Origin of the sequence: Micromonospora sp. DT81.3 (genome assembly GCF_049847225.1) — a bacterium.
Lineage (GTDB): Bacteria > Actinomycetota > Actinomycetes > Actinomycetales > Microbacteriaceae > Microbacterium.
Genome location: NZ_JBNCNY010000002.1, coordinates 732,691 through 747,308 on the forward strand (window position 1 = coordinate 732,691; position 14,618 = coordinate 747,308).

Sequence of the window (14,618 nt, forward strand, 5' to 3'; positions counted from 1 at the left end):
AGAGCCTAAGGTGCCCCGAGCTGAGAGGGGTGCGTGAGCCGCCACCAGGCGGTGGGCGGGACGATGGTCCCCTCGATCTCCACGGGGACCGACACGCTGTTCGGTCCGGCGCTCCATGTGATGCTGCCCACGACCGCTCCGTCTTCATAGGTCGTCGGGGTGATCGTCTCCATCGTCGCGGTGATGGTCGTGTCCGACCACGTGAGGATCGAGGCGCTGTCCGCGACGATGACCAGGGCGGTGGAGCCCCACGGCGTGGCGACCGATCCGACGTCCCGCCCGCTCGACACGACCGGCACCGTGTGGAATCCGCGGCGGATGCTGTCGAACAGCGTGAGGACCGTGCTGTTGACGGAGTCGTCCGAGAACCCGCTGAGCACGACACCGGTCATGCTGAGCGGGGCACCCGCCCCCACGTCGAGGGAAGCCGTGTACAGGAGGCTGTGGCTGCCATCGCCAAGGTTGCCTGTCTTGAGCCCGCTGACTCCGTCGGTCCCGAGCAGTTCGTTGGTGTTGTACATGGCACCGGGACCGGGGAGGGTGAGCGACGGCATCGCGACGATCTTCGCGATCGCGGGGTTGGCCGCGGCCAGCTTGCCGATCGCGATGAGATCGGTCGGGGTGCTCGTGTTACGGGCGTTGAGGCCGGTGGGTTCGACGATCGTCGTGCCGGTGAGACCGTGGGCCGTCAGCCAGTCCCGCGCGGCGCTGACGAACGCGCCCTGCGATCCGAACGCCCACGTCGACACCGCCTCGGCGTAGTTGCTCGCCGACGGGATGAGCATCGTCGCCAGAGCATCGTGCTGCGACATCGAGCTGCCGATGGGCATCGCCGCGATCGTCGCGCCGAGCACGTAGTACTTGTCGTAGAGGTCGTGGTCGGCCTTGTCGAACGTGATCGTGGGTCCCGGGTCGTCGGCGCCCTCGAGCGGAAGCGCGTCGAGGATGACGAGCGCGGTGATGAGCTTGGTGATGCTCGCGATCGGGCGAGGGTCGTTCGTTCCGCTGGTCAGCCAGATGCCGCTCGCCGCATCGCCCAAGTAGGCTTCGGCGCCGGAGACGCTGACCGCTGAGGCCCCTTCGGTCGGCAGCGCGATCGCGGCGGGACCGGCAGCCGAGGCCTGCGGCGCCTGCCACGTGACGACGGGTGCGCTCAATGGCGCGTTCAGCGCCCAGCCGACGTACGCGCCGATCGAGGCGAGAACCACGGCGATCACGATCGCCACGATGGACAGGCCACGGAGGATGCGGGAGCGGCGGCGCTTGCGATCGACGCCATCGCGATGATCGAGGTAGATCTGCTCGTTGCGGATGAGGTCAGCGAACGCCGACAGCTCATCCGGCGAATGATGGTGGGTCGTCATCGGTTCCCGTCGCTGGTCTCGCATCCCATCATGCAGGATGACGGCTTCGACCCGCGCAGCGGGCGCGAGAGCGGTTAGCCGGACGCCTGCGGCACCTCTACGGTGTAGGACGTGATCCGAGTCACCGCGCCGTCGCGGAATTCGTAGACATCGCACGACGCGACGACCGAGAGGCCGTCGTCGGCGTGATACCTGGTGAGCGTGTCGACGGCGACGCTCTCGCCGCCATCGACGACGAGGAAGCGCTCGACCTCAACCCGCACGCCTTCCAACTCGGTCCCCGTCGACCGGCACGCCGCGATGACCTCGTCACGGCCGCGCAGGCCGTCCGAGCCAGGCATCTGCCAGACGACGTCCTCCGCGAGATGCGGGAATGCCTCCTCGAACCGGTGTCCCGAGAAGCACTCGGCTATCTCGCGTGGGGTGTGGTCTGTCATCGCCGCCTCCCTTTCGGATTGCCGCGAGGCTACCTCAGCAAGCGGACGGGCGCACTCACTCGGCGCAGCGGTCGATGTCGCTTTATCTCTCCCGGCCATCGCCGTCAAGGCCCCCCGAGCATTCAGGAACGGTCCGTACGGTCGTGAGTCCACTTGCCCGCGGCGACCACCGCGGCCGACCAGACAGGCCCTCATGCTCCGCTACATCATCCGCTATCTGCCCGTGATCCTCCCCGTTCTCGTGCGCTTCCTGCGCAATCGCCGCTCGGCGGGCGCCACCGGAGCACCCTCCGCCTCGTCCCGGTCGCGCGCGTAAGGGATCCTCGCCCGCCACGACGGCTCCCGGAACCGCCGAGCGGGCATCCTGCGCACTCTCGGCGAAAGCCGACGGGCTCCTGGGCGCGGGATCCATCGCGCGCCAAGATGGAGGCATGCCCTACGACATCCCCGCCCCGATGCTGGCGAAGAGCGTGCCCGAGATCCCCGACCCCGCGAAGTTCGAGGGCGGCCTGAGCTTCGAGCCCAAATGGGACGGGTTCCGCGGCATCGTGTCGTGGGACGGCACCGACGTCGAGATCGGCAGCCGGGGTGCCAAGCCGCTCACGCGGTACTTCCCCGAGCTCGTCGAGGCGTTCGCCCGGCTGCTTCCCGAGCCGTGCCTGCTCGACGGCGAGGTCGTCGTGCCGAAGGGCACGAAGGGTGCCCAGCGGCTCGACTGGGAGTCGCTGACGCAGCGCATCCACCCCGCGGCATCCCGCGTCAACATGCTGGCCGAGACGACGCCCGCAATGTTCATCGGCTTCGACCTGCTCGCCCGCGGCGACCGCGATCTTCAGGGCGAGCCCTTCGCGGTGCGGCGAGCGCAGCTCGTCGAGTTGCTCGGCCCTCTGCCGCATCCGATCCACGTCACGCGCACCACCGAGGATCCCGACCTCGCGCGCCGCTGGCTCTCCGAGTTCGAGGGGGCGGGGCTCGACGGCGTTGTCGCCAAGCCCCTCGCCGAGCCGTATGCACCGAACAAGCGCACGATGTTCAAGATCAAGCACGCGCGGACCGCCGACGTCGTCGCCCTCGGCTACCGCATCCACAAATCCGGTGAAGGCGTCGGGTCCCTCCTGGTCGGCCTCTACACCGACGGGGGCCGGTTGCACAACGTCGGAGCGGTGTCGGCCTGGAGCAACGCGCGACGCCTCGAGCTGGTCGACGAGCTTGCGCCGCTGGTGCAGACGGATGCCGCGGGCGAGGCGATCACGCAGGAAGGCGAGAAGTCGCGCTTCAACTCCGGTCGAGGCGACAACTCCTTCGTCAAGCTGCGCCCCGAGCGCGTGCTCGAGGTGCGCTACGACCAGCTCGAGGGCGACCGGTTCCGGCACACGGTGCAGTTCGAGCGCTGGCGTCCCGACCGTGAGCCCGAATCGTGCACGTACGCGCAGCTCGAGCGGATCAGCGCCTACGACGTCGGGGACGTGCTCGTCTGACCCTGCTCACCACTCCCCACCGCCTCCTCCACTGAGACTGCATCCGCCCGCCGAGACTGCGGCCGGTGCACGCAGTGTCGGCGCGGACGCGCAGTCTCGCGCCTCGCGGGGTCGCGAGCGCGGGGTCGCGAGCGCGGCAGCCGTCCGGCCGGCTAGGCCCAGTTCGCCTCATTCTTGCGGCTCGGCTGCACGCGCGGCGGCTCGCCAGGCATCTTCGGAAAGTCGGGCGGGAACGGCAGCTCGCCGAGTCCGTCGGCGAGATCGCGCTCCCACCACTGCAGCAGAGTGTCGATCTTGCCCGGAGCCTTCAGCAGGCCCGCCCACGGGTCGCCCACCGATGCCAGGCGCTCCGGGATGGAGCGCACCGTGAACGCCGCCGGGTCGAGGCCGTCGAGCTCATCCCACCCCACGGGCGTCGACACGGTCGCCGTCGGCAGCGCCCGCGGGCTGTAGGCGCCGGCCATCGTGCGGTCGCGGTTCGCCTGGTTGAAGTCGACGAAGATGCGGTCGCCCCGCTCCTCTTTCCACCAGTTCGTCGTGACCTTGTCGGGCATCCGCCTTTCGAGCTCGCGCGCCGCCGCGATCACGGCGTGGCGCACATCGAGGAACTCGTGCGTCGGCTCGATCGGGCAGAAGACGTGGATGCCGCGGTTGCCGCTCGTCTTGACCCAGGCCTCGAGCCCTCCCTCGCGCAGCACCTCGCGCAACGCGTGCGCGGCGGGCACCGCTTCGGAGAAGCCGGTGCCCGGCTGCGGGTCGAGGTCGATGCGCAGTTCGACGGGGTTGTCTGTATCGCCCGCCAGCGATGCCCACGGGTGGAACACGATCGTGTTCATCTGGATCGCCCAGACGATCGCGGCCGGCTCCGTGAGCACGAGCTGCGGATGCCGCCGCCCGCTGTTGTACCTGACCGTCACCGCCTCGACGTAGTCGGGGGTGCCCTTCGGCGGGTTCTTCGAGAAGAACGACTCGCCGTCGATCGTCTCGGGGAAGCGCTCGAGCGAGACGGGCCGGTTGCCGTTCGCCGCCAGGAACGGGCCGGACACCGCGATCGCGTACTCCGCGAGCTCCCGCTTCGTGATGCCGAGCTCGGGCCAGAGCACCCTGTTGGGGCTCGACAGCCCCACCTCGCGCTCGCCGTGCGGTCCGGGGACGGTGAGGGTGATGCGTTCCGACGCCATGTCTGGGAGCCTAGAGCCGCCCACCGTCATCCGTCATCCGTCCGACGAGGACTCCTTCACCACCGGGAACAGCATGTGGGTCACGCGACGCGCGCGGATCACCACGCTGGGGTCGCCGAGCAGGATCTCGCCCTCGGGGATGTCGACGAAGTACTTGTGCCCGTCGCCCAGCACCACCGGCACGATGTCCATCGCGACCTCGTCGAGCAGTCCCGCCCGCAGCGCCTGCGACGCGATCATGCCGGCGGCGACGCCGACGTGCTTGGCCCCGGCGATCTCCTGCGCCACGGCGATCGCATCCTCGACGCCCGTCGTGACGAACCGGAACTGATCCGAGCCCGGGTAGGACCAGTCCGTCGGCGGTTCGTGGGTCACCACGACGACGGGCACTCCCATCGGATGCTGTCCCTTCCAGCCGTCCGTGATGTCGAAGAGCAGACGACCGACGACGAGCGCGCCGACCTCGGAGGTCCACGCGGTCCAGTAGTCGGCACTCTCCCGTGTCAGGTGGAACGGAGGAAGGTCGCCGTGGTTGACCACCTCGACGTCCCCCGCGTCGTACCAGTCGAACAGCGCGCGAGGGTTGTTGTCGGGGTCGGCGACGAATCCGTCGAGCGAGACGGATGCCGCCGAGATGACCTTGCCCATCAGGCTCACTCCTCCGGCTTCGCGGAGCCGTCCGCCAGCAGGGCGTCGAGCTTCTGATAGCCCTCGGTCATGCCCTTCTCCATGCCGTACTGCAGCATCATGTCGAGCACCTCCACGTCGGGGAAGACGCTCCGATCGACGATGCGCGAGCGGCCGCCCGGCAGCTCCTCGAACCGCATGATGTCGAGGCTGACCGCGTCGGGAGCGCCCTCCCACTCGAACGTCTGGATGATCACGTCGTTCTCGCGGACGGTGTGGAACACGCCACGGAAGGCGTAGGTGCTGCCGTCGGGATCGTCCTGCTCGTATCGATAGCCGCCGCCGGTGCGGAAATCCCAGTGTGTGATGCGCGTCGACTCGTCGTACGGGCCGATCCACTTGCGGAACAGCTCCTGATCGCCGTGCGCGTGGAACACGGCCGCGACGGGCGCGTCGAACTCGCGCGTGATGTCGGCGTAGGACTGCCCGGGTACGGCATCGATGACGACCGGGTTGCTCATGACTTTCTCCTTCTCTTCAGAGGGGTGGTGTCCCCCTCGGCTTTCGGATCTGCGGGCGGGGCGTGCGGGGCGGATGCGTCGGCCAGCAGCGCGTCGAGCCTGCGGTACGCCGACTCGGCCACGAGCCGGTACCGGTCGATCCACGCTGTCAGCCGCTCCAGCGCCGCGGCGTCGAGGTGCACCGGCCGCCGCTGCGCGTCGCGCGTGCGCCACACCAGCCCCGCCGCCTCGAGCACGCTGATGTGCTTCGACACCGCCTGCGGCGTGATCGCGAAGGGCTCCGCCAGCTCTCCGAGGGTTGCTGGGCCTCGACTGAGTCTGGCCACGATCGCGCGCCGCACGGGGTCGGCCAGTGCGGCGAAGGCGCGGTCGAGCGGGTCCGCGGCTTCGGCATCCTGGGTCAATTGATCAATCGATTCTTTTATCAACTGTGTGATTTACTAAAGGATAGAACCACGCACGCGGAGCGTCAAGAGGTGAGGTCAGTCGGTCTCGGCCAGCGCGAGAACGGGTGCCAGGGCATCCCGGCCCAGGCGGATCCAAGGCCCGCCGGGATCGACGACGACCCCGGTCAGCTCCGCATGATCGCGCAGCGACGCTGCGAGCTTGTCGGCCGGGAAGGGCATCGCCTGGTTGCCACGTCTCATGGCGTGCACCTCGAGCGGGTGCGAGAAGATCTCGAGGTAGCGCTCGCCCTCCGGCGTGCGTGATTCGGCGACACCGACGCGGGGCTTCTCCTCTGGGCTCTGCGGCGGTACCTGACCGACGGCGACCCAGAGGGGCGCGTGCGCGAGCGCGGCCCCGATCGCGGCGGGCGTCTCGGGCGTCCTCGGCTGCGACAGCAGGTTCTTCAGCGTGAAGTTCTCGTCCCCTTCCCGGATCGCCCGCTCGAGCATCTCGCGGGGAAGCACGGCCCGGTTCGGCGCGGAAGACTGATCGAGGATGATGCCCGCGTACGGTCCGGCGAGCATGTGCCGGATGACGTTCAGCACCGGCTGACCCATGGCACTGGTCTGAGTGTCCTGATCGGCGCGCGCACTCGCGTGCAGCGCGGCCCCCGTGCTGTAGGCGAGCAGGAACTGCTGGTCGCCGTTGCGCACCACCGCGAGGGGCAGCTCCTTGCCTTCGGACAGCAGCGACCGCGCGTCGCCGCGCACCCGGAGGAAGACGTGGCCCTGCAGGAACTGCCGGGCGACGTTCATGAGTTCGAGGGATGTCGGCTCGGCTGTGGCCCCGAGCGCTTCGAGCGCCTCCGCGAGCAGCACGTTGTCGCGCAGCCCCGGCACGCTTTCCGTGGGGGCCGGCGCCTCCTCCCGCGGAGCCGTGCGCGGGCCGGGCGAGGGCTGGGGTGTGGGGCCGGGCCGGGTGGTGGATGCGCGCGCGGTTGCCGGCGCCCCGGTTCCGGATGGCCCCGTCGACGTGATCGTGGCGGAGCTGCCGAGCCCCTGGTACGCCGAGACGGAGATGCCGACCGACGGCGCGGCTTCGGCATCCGGCCCCGCGACCGACTCCCCCGCGTCGGCCCGCTCCGTCGCGCCGGCGTCGGAGGCACCCTGGGGACTGCCGGTGCTCGCTGGGGTGATCTCCGCTGAGCCGGCGGCTGCCTGCTCGGGATTCTGAGGAGCGTCGGGTGCCTGCGGCGCGACGACGTCATCGGACTTCTTGCGGCGCGAGAACAAGGCCATCGGGCCAGCCTAACCCGGCCCGCGCGACCGGTTCAGTGGTTGACGGCGCCGTCGCCGCCGGTCGAGGGGTCAGAGCTTTTCGATGGGCGCGATCTTGATCAGGAGCTTCTTGGCGCCGACCTTCTCGAAGCGCACATGGGCGACGCGCTTCGCGCCCTCCCCCGTCACGGCGTCGACCCGGCCCTCGCCGAAGTCGTCGTGCCGGATGCGGTCGCCCGGTGCGAGCTGCATGTCGCCGTTGTCGCGGACCTTCGCAGGAATGCGGTTCGGGAACCGGTCGAGAGCCGTCGATTTGGGCACGAGCGGGGCGCCGTAGTCGCGCCCTCCGAAGCCGCCGGAGCCGCCGCCCGAACCGGGACGGCGCGCGTTCAGCGCCCGCGACTGCGTTCCGCCCCGTGAGTTCACGTCACCGGGCGACTGACGCCAGTCGATCAGCTCGGCGGGGATCTCCTGCAGGAAGCGGCTCGGCATCGCCACCGTGACCTCGCCGAACTGCGCCCGCGTCATGGCCAGCGAGACGTACAGGCGCTTGCGCGCACGCGTGATGCCGACATAGAACAGTCGCCGCTCCTCGGCCGGCCCGCCCGGTTCGTTGGCCGAGATGCGGTGCGGGATCAGGTCTTCCTCGACGCCGGTCAGGAAGACCGCGTCGTACTCGAGTCCCTTTGCGGTGTGCAGGGTCATCAGCGACACCGACCCGGACGCGTCGTCCAGGTCGTCGGCATCCGACACCAGAGCGACCTCGGCGAGGAAGTCGATGACGGTCCCCTCGGGGTTGTTGCGCGCGAACTCCCTGGCGACGGCCACGAGCTCGTCGAGGTTCTCGAGTCGCGCCTCGTCCTGCGGGTCCTTGCTCGCGCGCAGCGCGTCGAGGTACCCCGACTTCTGCAGCAGCAGGGAGAGCCCCTCCGCGACGGCGGTGGGCGCGGCGAGTTCGCCGGAGGAGGGCAGCATGAGGGCGGATGCCTCGCGCAGCACCCCATCGAGCTGCGCGATCGCCCCCTGGATCTTGGGGCCGACCCCCAGCTCGTCCGGCATCGACAGGGCATCGCGGAACGTCATGTCCTCGCGGTCGGCGAAGTTCTGGATGGCCGTCTCGGTGACGTCGCCGATGCCACGGCGGGGCCGGTTCAGGATGCGCCGCACCGCCATCCCGTCGGCCGGATTCGCCACCGCCGTCAGGTACGCCATCGCGTCCTTGATCTCGGCACGCTCGTAGAACTTCGTGCCGCCCATGATCTTGTAGGGCAGCGCCGACCGGATGAAGATCTCCTCCAGCGCACGGCTCTGAGAGTTCGTGCGGTAGAACACCGCCACCTCGGAGTACGGCACCCCGCGGCGGTGGATCGCCTCGATCTCATCGGCGACGAACTGGGCCTCGTCGTGCTGCGAGTAGCCGGTGAAGCCGACGATCAGCTCGCCGGCCCCGACATCCGTCCAGAGCTTCTTGTCCTTGCGGTCGAAGTTGTTGCGGATGACGGCGTTCGCCGCGCTCAGGATGTTCTGCGTCGAGCGGTAGTTCTGCTCGAGCAGCACCACCTTGGCGCCCGGATAGTCGCGCTCGAACTCGCTGATGTTGCGGATGTCGGCGCCGCGGAACGCGTAGATGGACTGATCGGAGTCGCCGACCACCGTCAGCGAGGCACCCGCCTTGTCGGGGTCACCACTTCCACCGGTCACTGAGCCCGCCGAAGTGTCGAAGATCATCATGCCGCCGGACTCGAATCCGCCACCGGTCCCTGAGCCCGTCGAAGGGTCGGACCCGATCGGCCGGGTCAGCTCGTGGATGAGGGCGTACTGCGCGTGGTTCGTGTCCTGGTACTCGTCGACCAGGATGTGCCGGAAGCGTCGCCGGTACACGTCCGCCACCCGAGGAAACGCACGGAACAGGTACACCGTCTGCGCGATCAGGTCGTCGAAGTCGAAGGCGTTCGCCCGCTGCAGCTGGCGCTGGTAGTCGGCGAAGACATCCACGAACACGCGCTCGGCGGGATCGCTCATGTTGGCCTGCCGCGCGTACGACTCCGCGTCGGCGAGCTCGTTCTTCAGCTTGGAGATCTTGCCCATCGCGGCCGCGGGCGTCAGGCCGTAGGCATCCGCCTCATGCTCCTTCACGAGCCGCTTCAGGAGCGCCCGCGTGTCGCCGGAGTCGTAGATGGTGAACGACTGCTTGAAGCCGAAGTTCTCTGCCTCCCGCCTGAGGATGCGCACGCACGCGGAGTGGAAAGTCGAGATCCACATGCCCTGGGATGCCTGACCGACCAGGTGCGCGACGCGCTCGCGCATCTCGCCGGCGGCCTTGTTGGTGAAGGTGATCGCGAGGATCTGGCTGGGCCACGCCTCGCGGTTGCGGATGAGGCCGGCGATGCGATGGGTGAGGACGCGCGTCTTTCCCGATCCGGCACCGGCGACGATGAGCAGCGCCGGCCCGCGGTAGAGCACAGCCTCGCGCTGAGGCTCGTTGAGGCCGACGAGGAGGTCATCGGCATCGTCGCGCGGCGCGGCGCCGGGCGCTCGAGGGCCTCTGTCGCCCCCGACGATGATCATGGGCGTGGAGGCGTCGGTCATGGCCCTCCAAGTCTAGGCGCGAGCACCGACACTCGCCCTGCGGGCATGGCCCTGACCTCGGTCGGAGAATACGGAGCGCGTTGTGCACAGGCGTCCCATCGAGGGACGCCCGCTGGATGAGAATAGGCGGGTGCCCCTGCCCTCAATAAGCCATCTGACCATCGACGGCATCCCCACCTACGTTGCGGACATCCGTGCGATCTACACCGGAACGTTGACGTTCGGAGTCGGTATGCGCGACGAGTCGGCTCGCACGGCCGGTACAGCGCACCTTCTCGAGCATCTCGTCATGCAACGCGTCGGCAAGGTGAAAGTGGCCCACAACGCGACCACCGCCGACGAGACGATCAGCTTCTACGCACAGGGCGCCCCTCACCTCGTCGCCGACTTCCTGTCGCGAGTGGCGACGGCGATCGCGACGCTCCACCAGATCACCGACGCCGACGTGGCTGAACAGCGACGCGTCATCACGGCGGAGCTCGGGGAGGGCGACGAATTCGTCGGACGTGGGCCCCTGCTGAATCGCTTCGGCGCGAACAGCCTCGGCTTGCTGGATATCGGCTCTCCCGCCCACCGATCTCTGACGCGCGAGGCTGCGCTTGCGTTCGCCGATTCGTGGCTCCATACCGGGAACGCCGTCCTCACGTTCACGGGCGACGTCCCGCCCGGCTTAGCGCTGCATCTTCCGGCCGCGCGCTCGCTGCCGGATCGCCCCACCCCGGTGATACTGCCGCACCGCCGCACCGGGTGGTTGGTCGACGGCCCGATGCCCCTGGCGATCAGCATGCTTCTCGGGCCGGCTTCGAATGCCGCCGTGGGAGTCGCCGGCAGCCTCCTCGCGGATGCGCTTCATTCAGAACTGAGGACGGCGCAACACAAGATCTACTCCGTCTCGCCCTTCGTGGGCGCTGTCACCGCCAACTCGCGCTTTGTTGCGTATGCACTCGATCCACGACCAGAGGACGCAGTTGCCGCGGGGAGGGGTGCCGTGCAGGTGATTCGCACACTCGCCGAGATGGGACCGGACGAAGCGCAGCTGCTCGAAGAGCTCGACCGCTGGAGTCAGGGGGACGACGACCCGGCCGCGCAGGCGGAAGTACTCGATGCCGTCGCGGTTTCCGTGGTCCGGGGACGCAGGGACCCGGACGATCTGGTTCCGATCGTCACGGAGGGACTGACCCGCGAGGATATTCGCAGAGTGATCGCCGCAGCAGTGCCGTCATTGTTCGTGACTTTCGGCGCCGGGATCGTGTCCGACCGCGATCACGGAGTGACGGAGGCGCTCGGCATACCCTTCTCCGAGCAGCCGGAGGCGTACACTGCCGGCCTCACCAAGACTCAGCTGGTGATGCATCTCGCGAAGCCCGGCGTGGCGCTCTTCAGCCCGCGGATGTTCCGGGGAATGGGCGGGTGGAATCTCGCCATCGACCATGAGCGCGCAACCCTCACCGTTCCGGGTGAGCCGCCCTTCGAAATTCGCTTCGACGATGTCGTGCTGGCCGGATACTCCGACACCGACAGCTTCTGGTCCCTGGTCGCTGCAGGAGGCGATGGGCTTTCGCTGCACCTCGACGACTGGCGTGGCCGCGCGCAGCTCCACCGCCTTCTCGAGGAGCGACTGCCGTCAGAGGCACAGTTCCGTATAGCCGTCGGGGAGGCGGAGGTCGCCTGATATTCCCGCTAAGCGGGCCCGGCGCGCGGCACCGACTCAGTCGGTCGGCGCCGATTCCCGCCTGCGTCCGGGGATTGCCAGCAGCACACCGATGACGGCGATGACGGCACCGACGCCGGCGGCGATCCACGCGGTGTCGAGGGGGATGTCGAGGTATACGGTGATGCCGAGGATGCGGGAGAGCCCCCACGGGAGCAGCCCCATCTGGTCGTTCCACACCGTGAGGGCGTTCTCCAGGCCGACGAGCGCGACCAGAGCCGCCGGGATCGCCAAGCCGAGGCCCACCGCCGCCAGCACGACGCCCGTCGCGCGTCGACGCCCGAGCTGGGCGGCGAGCGCCCACGCTCCGGCGACGAATGCCCAGACGAAGAGGGCGAAGGCGATCGTGATGTACACGGTTCGCCGGGTGGGATCCGTCCAGAACGCGTACCAGTAGCCTCCGGGGCCCGAGAACGAGAGCGCGAAGAGCAGCAGCGCGCAGCGCAGAACGAGAACGCCGCCGACAGCGGCGAGAACCGCCCACGCCGATCGCTTCCTCAGCGCGACCAGCACCGTGACGGCGAAGATCGCCCAGGCACAGAGGGTCACCGCGATGTGCGCCCACGACAGGAAGGACGTCTGGACCGCCCTCGTCGCGACCAGGAGGGCACCCGGTACGAGCACGAGCAGCCACCGGTCCAGAGACAGCATGCCGAGGGTCGACTCGCGGGCGCGCCACGGGCGGGTGGCCGCGATCCAGGAGATGCGGGCGGCCGCGGCCCCCGGGCGGCGGACGAGGCGGGTGCGCGTGGCCACCATGCCGATCACCAGCCAGGTGGCGGTGAGGGCGAGCAGGACGCGTGCGATCCACGCCATCGCGAGGTCGCGGTCGGCACGGTCGACGCCGAGCTGCGCGGCCGTCAGGTTGAACGCCGGATAGTCCACGTCGCCCTCGTACTGCTGCACGTGGTCGTCCGCGAGCGCCTCGAACCTGCCGCGGGCATCGGCCCACGAGTCGTAGGCCTCGGGCGACAGCGTGGAATGCCACTGTCCTTGATAGAGGATCATCGCGCGGTACGCGGTGAGCATCCGCAGCACGTCGACCTCGTAGTCCATCGTGCCCACGAAGTCGTCGTGCAGCTCGGCATCCCGCCACGTCCCGGCATCCGTCGACACGATGAGCGCCTGCATCTCCTCCGCGGCCGCGACGGCGTCCTCGCCCTCGGCGATGGCCTCTCCGACCTCGTCGCCGACGATGGAGGACATCACGCTCAGCACCGCCGTGTCGCCGGTGAGGATGTCCCACTCGAAGATCCACATCATGGGGGGCGGCTCGAGGCCGATCGCGAATACCCGCTTCTCGGCGAACGGACCGATGTACATCCCCTGGGCGACCGCCGCCCTCGAGAACGCCATTGCCTGGGCGATCGCCGTCACGGTGGCCTCGTCATCCGAGAACCATCGCCGTGCCCAGTCGACCGTCACTGCCTGCACATCGGTGTCGGGGTTGCGCGCGAGTCTCACAGAGAGCTCGGTGTTGAGGTCGTAGAGCTGCCAGAAGCCGGACTTCAGGTACAGGCTCATCGGGCCGGCCCTCCAGGGGCCTCCGTCCTGGGTCCAGGTCCAGATCCCCTCGATGCGCGGATTCGCCGCGAGGAAGCTCTGCAGGGCGCGCTGATATTCCGCGCCGAGGTCGTTCGGAAAGGCGCCGAAGTTCTCGAACTCCCGGCGGCTCTGGAACTCGACGATGCGGCGCTGCTCGCCGATCTCGAGGGTGTTGTTGTCGGGCAGCCAGCTGTAGAAGTCGCCGAGGGTGTACTTCGTCGACACGATGAGGGCGGGCGAGTCGATGCCACCCAGGACCGCCTCGTACGACTCCGGATTGGTGTGCATGTCGCCCACAGCACCGACGCCGACGCTCCACGTGCGGAAGATGAGCTCCTTGTCGGCCTGCTCCGCACCGGCGGAGAGCGACGTGAGCATCGCGCGCACGGAGTCCACGGTCGTCACGGCGAGGGCCGAGTAATAGTCCCAGCCCTCGACGTCGTACACGCGCCCCGCTTCGCCGATGCGGATGACGGTGCCATCCAGCGACGGCATCGCGGCGTAGACCTCGTCGTACGCCGCTGCGTAGACATCCCACAGCTCGGGGTTCTCGGTGTCGAGGGAGCCGAAGCGGTCGGTCAGGTATGTGGCCAGCGGCGTCGTGAGGGTCAGCATGTCGGTGCGGAGGTACACCTTCATACCGAGCGCGTCGGCGTAGTCGAACATCGGCCCGAAGCCCTCTCGCATGGCCAAGGCCCGTTCGGCGTGCACGTCGCCCTCGGGGTAGACGCCTTCGACGCCGTCGAAGGTGGCGTATTCGATGAAACCGGGGAAGGTGATGGCGTTGTATCCCTCGGCGAGGATGTGCTTCGCGAACTCCTCGAACTCGAGCTGCGCCTCGGCGAGGGCATCCTGGTCGATGTAGGGGGCTTCGGCGAGGATCACATCGACGAAGGCGTTCGACGTGTGCGAGTAGTCGGTGCCCGCCGCGTACGCCTCCTCGTCGGGTTCGACCCCGACCGCGCCGAGATCCGCCATCCGCAGCCCGAGGCGGGAGGTGATCGTTCGGCCCAGGTCGCTGTCGACGGAGCGTCCGTCGCGCACCGCCGAGGCGAGGTCGTACACCCCGCGCACCGCGCCGGTCTCGCTCTCCGCGACGATACGCAGCGCGTCGGTGGAGCCCTCGAGGCGGTACGACTCGTCGTCCTCCTCGCCGTCGGCGTAGACCACCGACAGGGTCGCCTCGCCGTTCGTGGCGGATGCCGTGGCCACCGCATCCCGGAGCTCATCGGTCGCGACATCCAATCGCAGCGTCGCCGGCGCGTCGATCGAGACGAATCGCGGCGGCAGCACGGCGGGGAGCACCGCCGGCTGCGGCGCCTGAGTGAGGGGCGGCGAGTCCGCGTCCTCCGTGCGGATGCCGAGCTCGTCGCCGACGACGACGGCGACGCCGAACCCGAGCGCGAGCAGCACGAGAGCGGTGACCACAGCGAGCACCCCACGCACCCGAGCCGTCGTCATGGATTCACGGTAACGGATCGGCGTTCGCGCGACGGACGGC

General features: G+C 69.0%; 11 protein-coding genes and 1 pseudogene. 3 read left to right on the forward strand and 9 right to left on the reverse strand.

Annotated features, from left to right (window positions below):
- Positions 1 to 5 precede the first annotated feature (5 nt).
- Both ACPW96_RS07620 and ACPW96_RS07625 read right to left on the reverse strand, forming a co-directional pair.
- A complete protein-coding gene (locus ACPW96_RS07620) occupies positions 6 to 1,364 on the reverse strand; it encodes a D-alanyl-D-alanine carboxypeptidase family protein (protein WP_425882561.1) in 1,359 nt (452 codons plus the stop codon).
- Positions 1,365 to 1,438: 74 nt separating this feature from the next.
- Entirely contained in the window at positions 1,439 to 1,801 is a 363-nt protein-coding gene (locus ACPW96_RS07625) for a nuclear transport factor 2 family protein (protein WP_425882562.1), read from the reverse strand.
- A 193-nt stretch (positions 1,802 to 1,994) separates the two neighbouring features.
- On the opposite strand from ACPW96_RS07625, the gene ACPW96_RS07630 reads away from it, so the two are divergent.
- Together ACPW96_RS07630 and ACPW96_RS07635 are read left to right on the forward strand one after the other, a co-directional pair.
- Positions 1,995 to 2,117 carry a hypothetical protein gene (locus ACPW96_RS07630; protein ID WP_425882563.1) on the forward strand — a complete coding sequence of 41 codons (123 nt, stop codon included), beginning with the start codon at positions 1,995 to 1,997 and terminating at the stop codon, positions 2,115 to 2,117.
- A gap of 115 nt (positions 2,118 to 2,232) precedes the next feature.
- Positions 2,233 to 3,313 (forward strand): annotated as a pseudogene (locus ACPW96_RS07635) (ATP-dependent DNA ligase); the annotation flags it as partial.
- Between the two features lie 118 nt (positions 3,314 to 3,431).
- Here ACPW96_RS07635 and ligD read toward each other — a convergent pair.
- From ligD to ACPW96_RS07665, 6 genes are all read right to left on the reverse strand, one after another.
- Positions 3,432 to 4,484 carry a non-homologous end-joining DNA ligase gene (gene ligD, locus ACPW96_RS07640; RefSeq protein WP_425882602.1) on the reverse strand — a complete coding sequence of 351 codons (1,053 nt, stop codon included), beginning with the start codon at positions 4,482 to 4,484 and terminating at the stop codon, positions 3,432 to 3,434.
- 9 nt (positions 4,485 to 4,493) lie between these two features.
- Positions 4,494 to 5,108 carry a dihydrofolate reductase family protein gene (locus ACPW96_RS07645; RefSeq protein ID WP_425882564.1) on the reverse strand — a complete coding sequence of 205 codons (615 nt, stop codon included), beginning with the start codon at positions 5,106 to 5,108 and terminating at the stop codon, positions 4,494 to 4,496.
- A gap of 5 nt (positions 5,109 to 5,113) precedes the next feature.
- On the reverse strand, positions 5,114 to 5,608 hold the full coding sequence (locus ACPW96_RS07650; protein ID WP_425816747.1) for an SRPBCC family protein: 495 nt from the start codon (positions 5,606 to 5,608) through the stop codon (positions 5,114 to 5,116).
- On the reverse strand, positions 5,605 to 6,012 hold the full coding sequence (locus ACPW96_RS07655; protein ID WP_425816746.1) for an ArsR/SmtB family transcription factor: 408 nt from the start codon (positions 6,010 to 6,012) through the stop codon (positions 5,605 to 5,607). The genes ACPW96_RS07650 and ACPW96_RS07655 overlap by 4 nt, the downstream gene beginning before the upstream one ends.
- Before the next feature lie 78 nt (positions 6,013 to 6,090).
- On the reverse strand, positions 6,091 to 7,293 hold the full coding sequence (locus ACPW96_RS07660) for an SseB family protein (protein WP_425882565.1): 1,203 nt from the start codon (positions 7,291 to 7,293) through the stop codon (positions 6,091 to 6,093).
- Positions 7,294 to 7,362: 69 nt separating this feature from the next.
- Entirely contained in the window at positions 7,363 to 9,861 is a 2,499-nt protein-coding gene (locus tag ACPW96_RS07665) for an ATP-dependent helicase (protein ID WP_425882566.1), read from the reverse strand.
- 130 nt (positions 9,862 to 9,991) lie between these two features.
- Here ACPW96_RS07665 and ACPW96_RS07670 point away from each other — a divergent pair, with 130 nt between their 5' ends.
- Positions 9,992 to 11,533 (forward strand): M16 family metallopeptidase, encoded by a 1,542-nt coding sequence (locus ACPW96_RS07670; protein WP_425882567.1) that lies wholly within the window; start codon positions 9,992 to 9,994, stop codon positions 11,531 to 11,533.
- A 36-nt stretch (positions 11,534 to 11,569) separates the two neighbouring features.
- Here ACPW96_RS07670 and ACPW96_RS07675 read toward each other — a convergent pair whose 3' ends face one another.
- Positions 11,570 to 14,578, reverse strand: a complete 3,009-nt coding sequence (locus ACPW96_RS07675; protein ID WP_425882568.1) for a hypothetical protein — start codon at positions 14,576 to 14,578, stop codon at positions 11,570 to 11,572.
- Between the last annotated feature and the right edge of the window lie 40 nt (positions 14,579 to 14,618).